The organism is Polynucleobacter victoriensis (assembly GCF_900187875.1).
GTDB classification, from domain to species: Bacteria; Pseudomonadota; Gammaproteobacteria; order Burkholderiales; family Burkholderiaceae; genus Polynucleobacter; species Polynucleobacter victoriensis.
In genome coordinates, this window is the sequence record NZ_FYEX01000002.1 from 1 (window position 1) to 16728 (window position 16728).

Below are 16728 nucleotides of genomic sequence, written 5' to 3' on the forward strand. Positions count from 1 at the left end.
AACTCCTCAAAGGGTAAAACGTATGCATTTGCATGGTTTGGATTGGACATAACAACTCTCTAAGTAATGGGAAACTGGTTGCAAAGCTAGATTGCCGCCCTAGCTTTTATTGAATGTTTCTATTGTATCCTCTAGGAATCATCTATCAATAAATAAGAATATGAGCGCAAAACCACGCACAGTTTTCATCGTTTCTGACGGTACAGGTATTACAGCTGAGACATTCTCTCAGTCGATTTTGGCACAGTTTGAGCTGCCTTTCAGACAGGTCAGAATGCCTTTTATTGACACCGTGGACAAAGCCCATCAGGTTGTTCGAGAAATCAATGATTACGCTAAAACATCTGGTTTACAGCCTATTGTTTTCACTACTTTGGTAGATTCTGAGGTCAATGCTGTAGTTTCTGCATCCAATGGCGTAATGATGGACATGTTTCAAACCTTTATCGTGCCGCTCGAACAGGCTCTGGGCATGAAATCGACTCATGCAATTGGGCGCTTTCATAACAATGCAGATACTGATTCTTATAAAAATCGTATTGAAGCAATTAACTTCTCACTAGCCCATGATGATGGGCAATCGAACCAAAACTTGGCAGATGCCGATGTGATCCTGGTCGGCGTCTCCAGAAGCGGCAAAACACCAACGAGTCTCTATTTGGCTATGCAGTACGGCTTAAAGTCAGCCAACTACCCATTAATACCTGATGATTTTGAAAGAAATCAGATGCCTGTTGATATTCAACCCTATCGCAAGAAGCTATTTGGACTCACGATTGATCCAATGCGCCTTTCTGAAATCAGAAATGAGCGTCGGCCCGGCAGCAATTACGCAAAAATAGAAAACTGTCGTTATGAGGTCAGCGAAGCTGAAGCGATGATGCGAAAACATGGCATTCCCTGGCTATCCACCACCAATAAATCGATTGAGGAAATTGCCACCACCATCTTGCAAGAAATCAAACCTGATCGACCAAACTACTAAACGGTGAATTTAGTCTTGAGATTCGCGGCGCACTCTGCGCATCTCAAATAAACAAATCGCAGTTGCTGCACTAACATTCAAAGACTCCACACATGGGTCTTGAGGCACGATAACTCCCTTAGCAATCGCTAATAGTTCGGCATCAACACCTGAGCCCTCATTACCAAATACCCAAGCGTGAGGGTCTAGCAATTCATCGCCTAAATCATATAGATCTTGATTTGCGATTAAGCTCGTAGCAAGCAAAGGGATTTTAATTTTTTCGCGTATCTGATTTAAGGTCCATGCCTCAAATATTTTTAAGTGCCGGTGCGCCCCCATGGCGGCACGCAAAACCTTTGGCGACCATACTTGAGCCGTGCCTTTCATACAAATCACATAAGATAAGCCAGCTGCTGCTGCCGTTCTCATCATCGATCCAACATTACCAGCATCCTGAATACAGTCCAAGATCAGGACATCTTTTTTAAAGTCTGCCGGGAACTCATGTTTGGGGATGCGAACACAAGCCATGATTGGAGGAGCATTCTCTAATTCTGTTAACTTTTTCCAGAGTGACTCATCCAAGATATACAAATCTGTATTTGGAACCGCTGCTAACTGCATGTCAATAACGGCTGCAATTTCAGGCTGCTCCATACCCGCCTCGGTGGTAAATATCTCCACCATATCTTCGCTCGCCAACCACGCTTGAGCCAAATGAATACCTTCAATCACAGCTAGACCAAGCTCTTGACGAGTCTTATTCGCTTTTGCACCGCCTTCCAATAAAACTTTGAGGCGTTTAACTAATGCATTGTCATTTGAGCTGATGTATTTGGCATCTTTCATAGCAACTTAGTTTCCATCACTTCTCTAACAGGTGCAAATGTTTTTCGATGAGCAGGACATGGCCCAAATTCTTTTAGTGCATTAAAATGCATGGGCGTTGGATATCCCATGTGCTGATTAAAACCATACATCGGATATGCCTCATGCAATACCTGCATATCTCTATCCCTAGTTACTTTTGCCAATATGGATGCAGCAGAAATTGCTTGAACCTTGCTATCACCCTTCACAATCGCTTCCATCTCAATATTTACTTTGGGGCAACGATTACCATCAATTAAAGCTTTATCAGGAAGTCGACCCAAGGTTTTTTCTAAACCCTCAATCGCCCGCTTCATCGCTAACATAGTGGCTTGCAAGATGTTAATAGCATCAATTTCAGCAGCCGAGGCTTCTGCAATGCACCATGCTTTTGAGTCACGAATAATGATGTCAAATAACTCATCACGAACTTTTGCAGTTAATTTTTTTGAGTCTTTAAGACCCTCAATTGGTTTCAGAGGATCTAAGATAACTGCAGCTGCAACTACTGACCCAGCTAAAGGCCCCCTGCCAGCCTCATCTACGCCACAGATCCACTCGTACTCATTTGGCATTGATGACATCCGCAATCACATTAGCCACTAATTTACCCGTTGGTAAATGCAAAGTCTCATGCATGGCTGTGAAACGATTTTTCAAATCCGACACTTTTGCAGGTTGGTCTAACCAAGCCAATGTTGCTTGAGCTAAGGCTTCAGGCGTAGCAGCATCTTGCAGTAACTCAGGAACAATAAACTCGCCCGCCAAAATATTTGGTAAACCCACATAAGGCAGATAAGCCTGTCGCTTCATGATCCAAGCAGTTAAAGCTGGCACCTTATAAGAAATCACCATTGGTTTTTTCCATAAGGCAGCCTCTAAGGTGGCGGTACCACTGGCAATCAAAACAACATCCGCTGCTTCTAAAGCTAAGCTGGCTTGGCCACTCAGCAAATGAATCACTATCTGAGGGTGACGTTGTCTGATTTGTTCTGCCAATTTCTCAATAGATGATTTCAAACTATCAGTAGCAATAGGCACAACAAATTCGATATCTAGTTGGTATTGCTCAAACATCTTACCGATTACCTCAAAAAATCCAGGTCCAATCATGGCAATTTCTGACTTTCTGCTGCCTGGTAACACAGCCACTACAGCAGAGCCTGGCTTCACATTTAATTTTCTTTTAGCGCCATCAGTGTCAGGAACCATCGGAATAGTTGATGCCAATGGATGGCCAACATACGTTGCTTGAATACCAGCTCGATCGTAAATCTCTGATTCAAATGGGAAGATACAAAGCATATGATCAACAGATTCTTTGATGCCTTTGATACGCCCACCACGCCAAGCCCAAATGGATGGGCTAATAAAATGAATCGTAGGAATGCCTGCGGCTTTTAACTTTTTTTCAACGCCTAGATTAAAGTCTGGGGCATCTATGCCTAAATAAGCCTTGGGCGGATGAGTCATCAACTCTTTAATCAGTGACTGCCTCACAGCCAAAATGGCGGGCAACTGTTTAATCGCCTCAACATAACCACGCACTGCCAAGGTTTCCATCGGCCAGAGAGCCTCAAAACCCTCAGCAACCATCTTAGGGCCACCTATACCCTTGGTTTGAAGGTGCTCTAGTTGCGACTCTGTTTTGATAGCTGCCAAAACGCTGGCAGCCAACATATCTCCAGATGGCTCACCGGCTACACAGGCAAGATAAGAACTATCTGCCAACTGATTAGCGGGCAATGCCGCGCTGTGAAGCGGCGATAAAGTCATGGAATATTCTTAGTTTTTCAGCAGTTTGAGCTTCGGTGGATTGTTTTTGATCAGCCAAACTAGCAATTGCTTTTTTAGCATCTTCAAAACTCAAGCCTTCTTTGTATAAAAGTTTATATGCCTGCTTGAGCGCGGTGATTGTCTCAGGATTAAACCCGCGACGTTTCAAGCCTTCAGCATTTAAACCATGTGGCTCTGCAATCGGTCCTGAAGCAATTACATAAGGAGGCAAATCTTGCACCAACTTAGACGCGCCCCCAATCATTGAATGCTCGCCAATGCGTACAAACTGATGAACACCAGACATGCCACCCAAAATAGCGTGATCATCTACATGAACATGCCCTGCAATTTGGGCATTGTTTGAGAAAATTGTATTGTTACCAACCACACAATCATGAGCAATATGCACATATGCCATGATCCAATTGTCATTACCAATTTTTGTAATGCCCTGATCTTGGATCGTGCCTGTATGCAAAGTCGTGAACTCACGAATCATGTTGCGATCACCAATGATCAACTGCGTAGGCTCACCGCGATATTTCATATCCTGTGGTGCACCACCTACTGAAGCAAAGTGACCAATCTTGTTCTCTTGTCCAATAGTCGTGCAACCCTCAACAACAGTATGCGCACCGATTTGAGTCTTTGCGCCAATTTTGACATTTGGACCAATCACTGCATAAGGGCCAATTTCAACACCTTCAGCGATCTCAGCCTTAGGATCAACAATTGCCGTTGGATGTATCAACGCCATCTTAGGCTTCCTTTTTACGAATCGTGCACATCAAATCTGCTTCAGTCACAACCACATCATTAACCGTAGCAAATGTTTTGAATTTCCAGATTCCGCCCTTAAAACGCTCCACAGAAGCATTAAGAATTAATTGATCACCAGGAGTTACTGGCTTTTTAAAACGTGCATTATCGATACCAACAAAGAAATACACGGAATCATCAATAGCATCTTGGCCAAATGTAAGAAGCGCTGCTGTTTGTGCCAATGCTTCCAAAATCAAAACGCCAGGCATCACAGGAAACTCAGGAAAGTGCCCAGTAAACTGAGGCTCATTCATAGAGATGTTTTTTAGAGCTTTAACACGCTTACCAGCTTCTAACTCTAAAACGCGATCAACCAATAAAAAAGGATAGCGATGCGGAAGCATCTTAAGAATCTGATTGATATCAAAATTAACAAGTTCAGTCATGACAATCCCTCTATTTCTTATCTTGAGTAATAGTTTTAATTTGTTGTTCTAAATCTTTAATCTTTTGTCGCATTTTATCTAGCCCGCGAACCAATACCGCTGTCTTTTCCCAATCTCTATGAGGCAACATTGGGAAGACACTGGTGTACTGCTGGCCAGGCTCAACAATTGATTTCATGATGGATGTTCCACCTGAAATAGTGGTTCTGTCAGCAATCTGAATATGCCCAGCAAAACTGGTAGAACCGCCAATCATGCACATTTTGCCAATCGTTGTACTACCAGCAATGGCTGTATTGCCAGCAATCACTGTTAGAGCACCAATATGAGCATTGTGAGCAATTTGCACCAAGTTATCAATTTTGCAACCATCATCGATACGTGTATCAGCCATAGCACCACGATCTACGGATGTATTTGACCCAATCTCCACATCATTACCAATCACTACCCGTCCAGTTTGCGGAACTTTTACCCACTCCCCGGCAGCCAAGTCTGGAGCAAAACCAAAACCATCAGAACCGATCACCGTACCACTGTGAATAATGTTTCGAAGTCCTAACTGGCAGTTGTAATAAATAGTCACGTTTGGATACAAGAGCGCGTCATCACCAATCGTGGCATTTTCACCAACGTGAACTTGTGAAACCAATACAGACCGCGCACCAATTTTTGCACCCTTGCCCACAAAACATAGAGGGCCGATGTGGGCTGAATCAGAAACATCAGCCCCAGGCTCAATCACTGCACTTGGATGAATACCAGGCAGGTACTTCGGAATAGCATCCTTTGCAAACTCTTGGGCGATTCTGGCAAACAGTGCATAAGGATTTTTGTGAATTAAATAGCTTCTTTGAGTATTCGCACCATCGGCACATAAAAACTCATAGTCAGCCTCAGAAACAATTAAACCTGCAGCCTTACTGGCGGCAGCTTCATTGCGATAAAGAGGATTTGCAAGAAAAGCAAGCTGACCGACGCCAGCTTGATTGAGTGGCGCAAAACTAGAAACCTGCGCCTTGCCATCGCCCGCTAAGCGAGCCGAATAGCGTTCGGCTAACTCAGCAATGGTTGGCATTAGTAACCTACTCGAAATAATTAACGAAGGTTGTTAAGCGCCTTGATCACGTCATCAGTCACTTCAATCTTTGGACTAACGTAGGCAGCTTCTTGCACAATTAAATCAAGTTTTCTTTGCTCAGCAACAACCTTGAGTGCTTGATTGGCTTTTTGAGCAATCTTTGAACGCTCTTCAAAACTACGTTGGTTCACATCTTCTGTGAACTCACGTTGTTTACGTTGTAACTCACGGTCAGCATCAGCCAACTCACGTTGCTTACGCACACGCTCTGCATCAGGCATCACAGCAGCATCTTTGTCTAATTTTTCTGCGGCAGTTTTAATTTTTTGTGCGTCATCACGCAACTCTTTTTCACGCTTAGCAAACTCAGCTTGTAGCTTTGCTTGACTAGCCTTAGCCATATTAGATTCTTTGAAAATACGCTCAGAATTAACAACACCAATACGACCGCTAAAGTCTTTAGCCTCATCCGCTGCTAATACTGCTGTAGATGTAAGACCAACAGAAACAAGTAGTGCCGCTAATGTTGACTGAATTAATTTTGAGTTGATGCGATTCATATATAAACCTTAAAAAAATTAAAACGCTGTACCAATCTGGAACTGGAATCTCTGTAGACGATCACCAGGCTTAGTATTCAATGGGAAACCATAACTAAACTTGAGTGGGCCCAATGGAGAAATCCATGAAAGACCAAAACCAGTAGAAGTTCTTAAACCCGCAAAGTCTGGAACTCCATCATAAATATTACCCGCATCAAGGAAGCCGAAAATACGTAATGTTTTATCAACTCCTGAACCAGGCACAGGGAAAGTATATTCCACGTTACCCACTAACTTCGATGACCCCCCAACTGGGGTTATCGCACCATTAAGTGAATTTGTGTATGACGGTCCCAAAGAACCTGGCATATAGCCCCTCACCGAACCAATACCACCCACGAAGTAGTTTTTCGTCACAGGGAATGGCTTTTTGTTATAAGTGTCACCATAACCAATTTCACCGTTGAAAGACAAAATGTTGCCCTTCGAGAATGGGTAGAAATATTGATGTTGGTAGTAAATACGGTAGTACTGCAAATCAGCAAGCGGAGTACCGTACTCAAAGTTAACCTGTTGATACGTACCACGAGAAGGAATCAAAGCACTGTCTCTGGCATCACGTGACCAACCGATTGTGAATGGCACGTTCATATTACTATTACCGTACGAACTCACATACTGGTTATATCTATCTGGCGTATTGGTAGATGTCTCCATCTTTAATTGCTCAATACCCAAACCAAAGAACACACGATCTACTTCAGAATACGGCACACCTAGCTTAAAGCTACCACCTGTTGAAACAATTTTGTACTCTGAATCGCCCAAGTAGTACAACGGTCTAGAAGTTCTGGTGTAAACCTCAGTGAAACGGCTAATACCATCTTCAGTGAAATATGGATCGTAGTTAGATAAAGCCAAAGTTCTATTAGTTTTACCAGTGTTAACGTTTAAACCAATACTTGTTCCAGTACCAAAAGCATTCTCTTGAGAAATACCAGCGGTCAAAATCAATTTATCAGTTGATGAGAAACCTGCACCCAAGCTGAGAGAGCCTGTAGGTTTTTCAGCAACTTTAATGCCCACGTCCACTTGATCAGATACGCCTGGGATGTCTTCAGTATTAACTTCAACATCCGTAAAGTAACCAAGTCTATTAATTCTGTCTTTTGATAACTTGAGCTTCTCACTATCGAACCAAGAGCTCTCTAGCTGACGCATCTCACGACGAATAACTTCATCACGTGTTTTAGCATTACCTGAAACGTTGATCTTGCGAACATAAGTTCTCTTACCTGGATCAACAATCAAATTGAGATCCACCAATTGCTTATCTTTTTGCAAATTAGGCTGTGGGTTAATCGCTGCAAAAGCGTAACCGTAGGCACCCAACTTATCCGCAATCGCCTTAGTACTCTCTGTTAATTTAGCTGATGAGAAAACATCACCAATCTTTAAATTAACTAATTTAGTTAACTCTTCTTCTTTATTTAGCAACTCACCTGCCAACTTCACAGAAGCCACTTTGTACTGCTGACCTTCACGAATGTTGATATTCAGGTAAATACCCTTTTTATCTGGTGTGATTGAAACTTGCGTTGACTCAATCACAAATTCCAAATAACCACGATTCAAGTAGAAAGAACGAATTGCCTCTAAGTCAGCTGTTAACTTTTGCTTAGAGTACAAGTCATTTTTTGTATACCAAGATAACCAGTTTGGCGTAGAGAGTTGCATCTCTTCACGCAAATCTTTTTCTTTGAATGCTTGATTACCAACGATGTTGATTTGGACAATCTTGGAAACTTGACCCTCATCGACGTTAAATACAATCGCCACGCGATTACGCTCAACTGGCGTTACAGTGGTGATTACCTCTGCTGCATAGTAGCCACGTGAAACATACTGACGTTTCAATTCTTGCTCTGCTTTATCGATCAGAGCTTTGTCGTAATAACGAGCTTCAGCAACGCCAACTGCTTTAAGAGACTTCTTCAAAGCATCTTTATCAAATTCTTTAATGCCTGTGAACTCAAGCTGTGAAACAGCTGGTCTTTCTTCAACTGTTACTACCAATACCTGGCCATCAGACTCCACTTTGACGTCCTTGAAGAAACCAGTGTTGTACAAAGCACGAATGGCATCAGCACCTTTGTCATCTGTGAAAGTCTCACCAACTTTAACTGGCAGGTAACTGAAAACAGTACCCGGCTCAACCCTTTGCAAGCCCTCCACGCGAATATCTTTGACCACAAATGGATCAGCCGCCCAAACAGAGCTGCATAGAAGACCTGCTGCAATCGCAGCTAGAGGTGTACGAATAAATTTTTTACTTGGTTTCAACGTAAAAACAATCTAGAAATATCGTTAAACAAAGCCAATATTGTTAATAACATTAGGCTACCAACACCAACTCTTTGAAGTACATTTTGCCATGCTTCAGGAACCTTACTTCCGGTGAGCAATTCCCATGCATCATACAGTAGCTGACCACCATCTAACATAGGTAGAGGCATCAAATTAAGAATCCCTAAACTGATACTAATCAAGGCCAAGAAACCTAAATAAGATTGCCACCCCACCTGGACTGATTTGCCCGCCATATCTGCAATACTCAAGGGGCCACCAATCTGCTTAATTGAGGATTCACCGGTAAAAATACCCCCCAACATCCTCAATGAGACCACGCTAACATCCCAAACACGCTCTACAGCTACCCTTAATGACTCAAATAGACCCAATTTCAACTCAAATACAGCCACAGGCTCATTTAAATCAGGCTTAACGCCCAATGTGGCTAATGGATCAACATCGGGAGCCAATTTTGGCATTTTTTCTTCTTTGAAAACAATAGCTTGCTGATCACCCTTGGCAGTTGTAACCTGCAAGATGAAGCCCTCTTTGGCTGTTACCGCATCCAATAGGCGCCATCTCAACTGATTCCAACTAACAATGGGCTTAAATGATGCGTCATCGCCCTGCTTCCAACCAGTCACGGTATCGCCACCAAAAACACCTGCCTCATAGGCCAAACTCGCCTGAGCAGGCTCAGCTAATTTTGATGGAATTTGAGGCACACCCGAAACAAATAGAGTTGCCAAGAAAATAATCGCCAAAACAAAGTTAGCCAAAGGGCCGGCAACCACTATGAACGACCTCTTCCATAATGGCTTGCTTTGGAATGAGTTTTCGTCCATTTTGACGTATCCACCCAAAGGCAAGCTACTCAAAGCCCACTCAGTTGAGTCGGAACTCTTTTGATAGGTCCAAAGGGTTTTACCAAATCCAACAGAAAATCTTAAAACTCGAACACCACAGACTCGAGCTGCCGTGTAGTGCCCCAATTCGTGAAAACTAACCAGTAAACCAATTGCAACTAAAAAAGCAATCAAAGACCAAATAGCCGTCATTCTTGATAGCCTTTAATAATATTTTGAGCTAGCGCTCTAGACTCTTGATCAGTAGCCAGTATCACATCTAGCCGATCAGCTGGGGAGGCTCTAAATTGCTCAAGTGTTTTTTCTACCACCTCTGCAATTTGAGTGAATTTAATTTTTTCTAGAAGGAATGCGTCAACTGCCACCTCATTAGCGGCATTCAAAACGGTTGGCATCAAACCACCCATCGATAAAGCTTGATATGCCAATTTCAACGAAGGGAATCGTTGGTGATCAACCTCTTCAAAATGAAGTTGACTTAACTTCAGAAAATCCAACTCTTCCACCCCACCATCAATCCGATTAGGCCAACCTAAACCGTAGGCAATCGGCGTCTTCATATCAGGCTGCCCCAACTGAGCAATGACAGAACCATCCACATAACGAACCATGGAATGAATCACGCTTTGCGGATGAATTAAAACCTTAATCTGCTCAGCAGGTAGACCAAATAAATAATGGGCCTCAATCACTTCCAAGCCCTTATTCATCATAGTGGCTGAATCAACTGAAATTTTGCGACCCATTACCCAATTAGGATGCGCACAAGCTTGGTCTGGGGTGACGCTAGCCAACTGTTCAACAGAGTGTTTCCTAAAAGGGCCACCGGATGCTGTTAATAGAATTTCTTTAACGCCCAAGGTGCTGTATTGACCTCTTGCTCCGGCATTGGATGTATTCGCATCAGGCAGACATTGATAGATAGCATTGTGCTCACTATCAATGGGCAGTAACTCAGCACCACTTTGTGCAATAGCTGCCATGAATATGTCGCCAGCCATCACCAGCGATTCTTTATTAGCCAACAGAATTCGTTTGCCTAATTTAGCTGCCTCAATGGTAGGAACCAAACCAGCTGCGCCGACAATTGCCGCCATCACCGTGTCTACAGATGACAAAGTCGATGCACTCACCAGTGCCTCTGGTCCATATTGAACATCGGTCTTGATATTAGCCGCGCGCAGTAAATCTTGTAAATTTTGTGCGGCATTTGCACTACCAACCACTGCCAATTCTGGCTTGAACTCAATACATTGCTGAGCCAGCACCTCAACGTTTGAGTGAGCCGTTAATGCAGCAATCTTGAATAACTGAGGATGCGCACGTGCCACCTGCAAAGTGTTAACACCAATAGATCCTGTTGATCCTAGTACGCAAATATGTCTCATGCTTTTTAAGCAACCAAAATCATTAAAAGTGCAGCTAGTGGCAACACTGGTAATAAGGCATCAATTCTGTCTAAGAATCCGCCATGACCTGGCAATAAAGCACTACTGTCTTTGACGCCAGCAATTCTTTTAAGTTGTGACTCAAATAAATCACCTTGAATACTCATGGCCACACTTAAAGTTACTAGGGCAAGTAAACCCAACCAACCTAGTTTGTCTTGAAGGATATAAAAGTAATTACTACGTGTTAAGTCATAGTCGGATAAAACCGATACTGATATTACTGCGATGGATAAAACGAATAACCACCCACCAATAGCGCCCTCAATCGATTTTCCAGGACTTAAACGAATCGCCAATTTATGTTTACCAAATGCCTTACCTGCAAAATAAGCGCCAATATCTGCAGCCCAGACCAAAACCAAAACAGATAAAAATAAAGACATGCTAATGGCACGTAAATGCATTAGTGCAAACCAACAAGCTGGCAATATAAATAAACCTGCGATGGCTAGTGGCCAACGCCAGAAGTTCATACTGAGATCCAATGCCTTACTCATTAATAGAGGCACAAGTAATAACCAGAAAGCCAAGGTGGCCCATAGCAAATACTCAACCACCTGAATATCCGCGTACATGAACCATGTGGCTAAATTAAGTAAGCACAATCCTGCATAAGAGTAGGCTCTTTTTAGATTTTGCGGAAACAGTAGTCTCCACCACTCCCATGCTGCCAATGTAATCACAAGAGCAATCAATACACCCAACCAAATCAATGGTGCAAACCACAACACTGGTAAAAAAACTGCTAACAATGCCAAGGCTGTAATAACTCTTGTTTTTAACATCTATTCAACCTTGTCTTTTGTTGAGCTGACCACTTGAGCACTGGTTCTACCAAAGCGACGCTCTCGGTCTTGATACCAAGAAAATGATTGCCTTAATGCTGCAGGATCAAAGTCTGGCCAAAGTACATCTGTGAAATAAAGTTCGGTATACGCTAACTGCCACAACAAGAAGTTACTAATGCGCTGCTCACCACCTGTCCTAATAAATAAATCAGGCTCTGGAGCAAAGGACATGGATAAATGAGGCGTTAACAAAGCCTCAGTGACTTCCTCAGGAGTCAATCCAGGATTGGCTTTTAAGCATGCTGAAACAGCTTGCAACATATCCCATCGGCCACCGTAGTTAGCTGCAATCGTCAAATTGAGCCCAGTATTTTCAGCAGTTCTCGCCTCAGCTTGCGCCACACGTTCTTGAATCAATGGATCAAAACGACTTAAATCACCAATCAATCTGAGGCGCACGTTATTACGATGCAAACGGGTAATTTCTTTTTCTAATGCAGTTAAAAATAACTTCATTAAAAAGCCAACTTCTTCAGCAGGCCTGCGCCAATTTTCAGAACTAAAGGCAAATAAGGTAAGGTATTCCACACCAGCATCACCACAGTCCTTAACAATCTTACGAACCGTTTCTAAACCTTGCTTATGGCCTGCAACCCTCGGCAAAAAGCGTTTAGTTGCCCAGCGACCATTACCATCCATAATGATGGCCACGTGCTTAGGCACCCCAGTCACCTCAGGAACGTCCTGAGTTGAACTGGTGTGTGCTGACGTGGATTGTTTGGTCATAGATGAACTATTCAAGCTTTAGCTTAAACAGTCATGATCTCTTTTTCTTTTTCAGAAATGATTTTGTCAATTTCAGCAACAAAACGATCGGTCATTTTTTGCACATCATCTTGAGAGCGACGCTCATCGTCCTCAGAAATTTCTTTGTCTTTAGCCAATTTTTTCAACGACTCATTAGCGTCACGTCTTAAGTTACGCACGGCAATCTTTGAATCTTCACCCTCGCCTTTAACCACTTTAGTCAACTCTTTACGGCGCTCTTCAGTGAGAGCTGGCATTGGCACACGAATGATGTTGCCTTGTGTAGCAGGGTTCAAACCCAAATCTGACTCACGAATAGCTTTCTCAACGGCAGCCATCATGTTCTTTTCCCATGGCTGCACTGTCAAAGTTCTAGCATCAGCTAAACCCAAGTTAGCGACTTGCGCCAAAGGAGTTGGGTTACCGTAGTAATCAACGTTGATTTGCTCCAAAATACCTGGATGAGCACGGCCCGTTCTAATTTTTTGTAAATTAGACTTTAATGACTCAATCGACTTAGTCATTTTTTGTTCTGTGGTTTTTTTAATATCTGCAGCAGACATAATGCTTCCTTTTATACGTGTACCAATGTGCCTTCGTTTTCACCCATGACCACGCGCTTTAGGGCACCTGGTTTTAGGATTGAAAATACTTTAATAGGTAGTTTTCTGTCGCGACACAAAGCAAAAGCTGTCGCATCCATGACTTGTAAATTTTTAATAATCGCTTCATCAAAGCTAATAGTGTCATATCTAGTAGCTGTTGGATCTTTTTTAGGATCGCTGGTGTAGATACCGTCTACTTTGGTAGCTTTTAGTACGACTTCTACACCCATCTCTGCACCACGTAGTGCTGCAGCTGTATCTGTTGTAAAGAATGGGTTGCCTGTACCAGCAGCAAACACCACCACCTTACCCTCTTCCATATGACGAATCGCTCTTGGGCGAATGTATGGCTCAACCACTTGATCCATCCTCAAAGCAGATTGAACACGCGCCTCGACACCTTTTTGGCGCAATGCATCTTGTAAGGCTAGAGAGTTCATCATTGTTGCCAACATACCCATGTAGTCAGCAGTAGCACGGTCCATACCTGCCGCACCGCCAGCCACACCTCTAAATATATTGCCGCCACCAATCACGATGGCTAATTGCACCCCACTTTGAACAACCTCAGCAATGTCTGTCACCATGGCATCAATGGTCAATGGGTTGATTCCGTAGGAATCGTCGCCCATTAAGGCTTCACCTGATAGTTTTAACAACACTCTTTTGTATGCTGGCATGGTCAGTCTCTCTATAGTGGGCAATAATCAAGTTCCGAAAGTATAAAGGGCACGAAGGTATTAACCCCGTGCCCTTTCGAACTACTAGTACTACTTAGGCCGTGGCTTTTGCAGCAGCTACCTGAGCAGCTACTTCAGCAGCGAAGTCGTCTTGACGCTTCTCAATACCTTCACCAACAACATACATCGTAAAGCTCTTAATTGTTGTATTTGCAGCTTTCAACATTTGCTCTACTGTTTGCTTGTCGTTTTTAACGAAAGTTTGATTTAACAAAGAAACTTCTTTCAAGTACTTCTGAACAGAACCTTCAACCATCTTAGCAACGATGTCAGCAGGTTTGCCTGATTCAGCAGCCTTCAACTCAGCAACACTCTTCTCTGTAGCAATCTTGTCAGCAGGAACATCAGCAGCTGACAAAGCGATTGGCTTCATAGCGGCAATGTGCATAGCTACGTCTTTAGCAGCAGTGTCATCACCAGTGTATTCAACCATCACACCAATACGTGTGCCGTGTAGGTAAGAAACCAATTTGCTGTCGCCAGAAAAACGTGTGAAACGACGTAAAGACATGTTTTCACCGATACGACCGATCAACTCAGCACGAACTTCTTCAACTGTCTTACCAGCATATGGCAAAGCAGACAAAGCAGCTACATCAGCTGGGTTTTTCTCAGCAACTAATTGAGCACAGGCATTGCTCAAAGCTAGGAAGTCATCATTTTTAGAAACGAAGTCTGTTTCACAGTTAACTTCAACTAAAGCACCAGTTGTGCCGTTGATGAAAGCAGTGATAACACCTTCTGCTGTAACACGTGATGCAGCTTTACCAGCTTTGCTACCAAGTTTTACACGCAGAATCTCTTCCGCTTTAGCCATGTCGCCATCAGCTTCAGTTAAAGCTTTTTTGCACTCCATCATTGGAGCATCGGTTTTGGCGCGTAGTTCGCCAACCATTGCAGCAGTAATTGCAGCCATTACTCACCCTTTCCTTCTTCAACGAACTCATCAGCGTCGCCCTTAACAGCTTCTAGAACTTGCTGAACAGCATTAGCTTTACCTTCTAGGATAGCGTCAGCCATCGCACGAACGTATAAAGAAACAGCCTTGCTTGAGTCATCGTTACCTGGAATGATGTAATCAACACCTTCAGGTGAGTGGTTTGTATCAACCACAGCAATCACTGGAATACCTAATTTCTTAGCTTCAGTGATAGCAATCTTGTGGTAACCAACGTCAACCACGAAAATCGCATCAGGAGTACCAGTCATGTCTTGAATACCGCCAAGTGACTTCTCTAGTTTCTCGATGTCACGGCTAGTAGTCAAAGCTTCCTTCTTAGACAAACGCTCCCAATCGCCGTTTTCGCGGGCAGCAGTCATGTCTTTTAGACGCTTGATAGAACCTTTAACAGTTTTAAAGTTAGTCAATGTACCGCCCAACCAACGTGCATCCACGTATGGCATACCAGCACGAGTTGCTTCTTCAGCAATGATCTCTTTTGACTGACGTTTTGTACCTACGAACAAAATTGTGCCGCGATTAGACGCTACTTGACGCACAAACTTTTGCGCTTCCAAGAACATTGGAAGAGTTTTTTCGAGGTTAATAATATGAATTTTGTTGCGATGACCGAAAATATAAGGGGCCATCTTTGGTGACCAGAAGCGAGTTTGGTGACCAAAATGGCAACCGGCTTCCAGCATTTGACGCATAGTCACAGACATGTAAATCTCCTAAGGGTTAAGTCTAGAACCAAGTCCTGACTGCACTAAAAAGTGCCACCCTGGACGGCTTGGTTCGTGATTCTGTTCCAGACCATCTGAAACAGTGCCCGTATTCTACCCTAAAAATAGTATTAAAGCCATGAAAACTATGAATTTATGCTGGATAATCGGGGTATGTTGACTGAAACTAAAAAACCCTCTTCGATTGAATTTATAGCTGGCATGCGTGAAGCCGGTCGTCTGGCCAGTGAGGTACTAGACCACGTTACCCCCTTTGTGAAGGCAGGCGTAACTACCGGCGAGCTAGACAGAATTTGCCACGACTACATGGTCAATGTACAAAAAACGGTACCTGCGCCACTCAATTACCAGCCTCCTGGCTATCCACCGTTCCCAAAATCAATTTGCACCTCAGTCAATGACGTGATTTGCCACGGCATACCTGGCGACAGAATTCTGAAAGATGGTGATGTGGTTAATTTAGACATCACAGTTATTACCCCAACTGGCTATTTTGGGGATACGAGTAGGATGTTTGCCATAGGTGAGCCATCTATTTTGGCCAAACGACTATCTCAAGTCACCTACGAATGCATGTGGCTAGGAATTGCTCAAGTCAAACCTGGTTGCACGTTGGGCGATATTGGTCATGCCATTCAAAGTCATGCAGAAGGTGCTGGCTATTCAGTGGTTCGCGAATACTGCGGCCATGGCATTGGCCAGGTCTTTCATGACGAACCTCAGATTGTTCACTATGGCAAACCAGGTCTTGGTGAAAAACTCTACGAAGGTATGACCTTTACAATTGAGCCAATGATTAATGCTGGCAAACGAGATATTCGTACGATGCCAGACCAATGGACAGTAAAAACCAAAGATAGAAGCCTTTCAGCCCAGTGGGAGCACACCTGCTTGGTTACGGCTACTGGCGTTGAAGTTCTAACCTACTCTGCAGGTAGCCCACCTCCGCCAGAATGCGTCGGTAATCTTAAATTTAGACCCTGAGT

18 protein-coding genes are annotated in these 16728 nt (G+C 43.4%); 2 read left to right on the forward strand and 16 right to left on the reverse strand.

The features are described from left to right. Positions 1 to 160: 160 nt before the first annotated feature. Positions 161 to 985 carry a posphoenolpyruvate synthetase regulatory kinase/phosphorylase PpsR gene (gene ppsR / locus CFR83_RS06320; RefSeq protein WP_088813222.1) on the forward strand — a complete coding sequence of 275 codons (825 nt, stop codon included), beginning with the start codon at positions 161 to 163 and terminating at the stop codon, positions 983 to 985. 9 nt (positions 986 to 994) lie between these two features. On the opposite strand, the gene CFR83_RS06325 is transcribed toward ppsR, so the two are convergent. The 16 genes from CFR83_RS06325 to rpsB all read right to left on the reverse strand — a co-directional run bounded on the left by CFR83_RS06325 (position 995) and on the right by rpsB (position 15721). Further along, positions 995 to 1816, reverse strand: coding sequence for a TrmH family RNA methyltransferase (locus CFR83_RS06325; RefSeq protein ID WP_088813223.1), 822 nt, complete (start codon positions 1814 to 1816; stop codon positions 995 to 997). Next, positions 1813 to 2421 (reverse strand): ribonuclease HII, encoded by a 609-nt coding sequence (gene rnhB / locus CFR83_RS06330; RefSeq protein WP_088813224.1) that lies wholly within the window; start codon positions 2419 to 2421, stop codon positions 1813 to 1815. Before rnhB ends, CFR83_RS06325 begins: the two co-directional genes overlap by 4 nt. Next, entirely contained in the window at positions 2402 to 3613 is a 1212-nt protein-coding gene (gene lpxB, locus CFR83_RS06335; protein WP_088813225.1) for a lipid-A-disaccharide synthase, read from the reverse strand. Before lpxB ends, rnhB begins: the two co-directional genes overlap by 20 nt. After that, the gene (lpxA, locus tag CFR83_RS06340; protein WP_088813226.1) at positions 3573 to 4373 is read right to left on the reverse strand and encodes an acyl-ACP--UDP-N-acetylglucosamine O-acyltransferase; all 801 of its coding nucleotides are present in this window, start codon (positions 4371 to 4373) and stop codon (positions 3573 to 3575) included. The genes lpxB and lpxA overlap by 41 nt, the downstream gene beginning before the upstream one ends. 1 nt (position 4374) lies before the next feature. Beyond that, complete coding sequence (gene fabZ, locus CFR83_RS06345; RefSeq protein WP_088813227.1) at positions 4375 to 4824, reverse strand: 3-hydroxyacyl-ACP dehydratase FabZ; 450 nt, start codon at positions 4822 to 4824, stop codon at positions 4375 to 4377. 10 nt (positions 4825 to 4834) lie between these two features. Beyond that, the gene (lpxD, locus tag CFR83_RS06350; protein WP_088813228.1) at positions 4835 to 5902 is read right to left on the reverse strand and encodes a UDP-3-O-(3-hydroxymyristoyl)glucosamine N-acyltransferase; all 1068 of its coding nucleotides are present in this window, start codon (positions 5900 to 5902) and stop codon (positions 4835 to 4837) included. A 20-nt stretch (positions 5903 to 5922) separates the two neighbouring features. Further along, positions 5923 to 6465, reverse strand: coding sequence for an OmpH/Skp family outer membrane protein (locus CFR83_RS06355; protein ID WP_088813229.1), 543 nt, complete (start codon positions 6463 to 6465; stop codon positions 5923 to 5925). Positions 6466 to 6483: 18 nt separating this feature from the next. Continuing rightward, positions 6484 to 8790 (reverse strand): outer membrane protein assembly factor BamA, encoded by a 2307-nt coding sequence (gene bamA, locus CFR83_RS06360; RefSeq protein WP_088813230.1) that lies wholly within the window; start codon positions 8788 to 8790, stop codon positions 6484 to 6486. Next, positions 8787 to 9857 (reverse strand): M50 family metallopeptidase, encoded by a 1071-nt coding sequence (locus CFR83_RS06365; RefSeq protein ID WP_088813231.1) that lies wholly within the window; start codon positions 9855 to 9857, stop codon positions 8787 to 8789. Before CFR83_RS06365 ends, bamA begins: the two co-directional genes overlap by 4 nt. After that, positions 9854 to 11053 (reverse strand): 1-deoxy-D-xylulose-5-phosphate reductoisomerase, encoded by a 1200-nt coding sequence (ispC, locus tag CFR83_RS06370; RefSeq protein ID WP_088813232.1) that lies wholly within the window; start codon positions 11051 to 11053, stop codon positions 9854 to 9856. The genes CFR83_RS06365 and ispC overlap by 4 nt, the downstream gene beginning before the upstream one ends. 5 nt (positions 11054 to 11058) lie before the next feature. After that, positions 11059 to 11901, reverse strand: a complete 843-nt coding sequence (locus CFR83_RS06375; protein ID WP_088813233.1) for a phosphatidate cytidylyltransferase — start codon at positions 11899 to 11901, stop codon at positions 11059 to 11061. Next, the gene (locus CFR83_RS06380) at positions 11902 to 12690 is read right to left on the reverse strand and encodes an isoprenyl transferase (RefSeq protein WP_088813234.1); all 789 of its coding nucleotides are present in this window, start codon (positions 12688 to 12690) and stop codon (positions 11902 to 11904) included. It lies immediately after the preceding gene. A 23-nt stretch (positions 12691 to 12713) separates the two neighbouring features. Continuing rightward, entirely contained in the window at positions 12714 to 13274 is a 561-nt protein-coding gene (gene frr, locus CFR83_RS06385; protein ID WP_088813235.1) for a ribosome recycling factor, read from the reverse strand. A gap of 11 nt (positions 13275 to 13285) precedes the next feature. Continuing rightward, positions 13286 to 13996, reverse strand: coding sequence for a UMP kinase (pyrH, locus tag CFR83_RS06390; protein ID WP_088813236.1), 711 nt, complete (start codon positions 13994 to 13996; stop codon positions 13286 to 13288). 94 nt (positions 13997 to 14090) lie between these two features. Then, the gene (gene tsf / locus CFR83_RS06395) at positions 14091 to 14972 is read right to left on the reverse strand and encodes a translation elongation factor Ts (RefSeq protein ID WP_088813237.1); all 882 of its coding nucleotides are present in this window, start codon (positions 14970 to 14972) and stop codon (positions 14091 to 14093) included. Further along, positions 14972 to 15721 (reverse strand): 30S ribosomal protein S2, encoded by a 750-nt coding sequence (gene rpsB / locus CFR83_RS06400; RefSeq protein ID WP_088813238.1) that lies wholly within the window; start codon positions 15719 to 15721, stop codon positions 14972 to 14974. The genes tsf and rpsB overlap by 1 nt, the downstream gene beginning before the upstream one ends. Before the next feature lie 174 nt (positions 15722 to 15895). Between rpsB and map the strand changes: the two genes are divergently transcribed. After that, positions 15896 to 16726, forward strand: coding sequence for a type I methionyl aminopeptidase (gene map, locus CFR83_RS06405; protein WP_088813239.1), 831 nt, complete (start codon positions 15896 to 15898; stop codon positions 16724 to 16726). Positions 16727 to 16728: the final 2 nt, after the last annotated feature.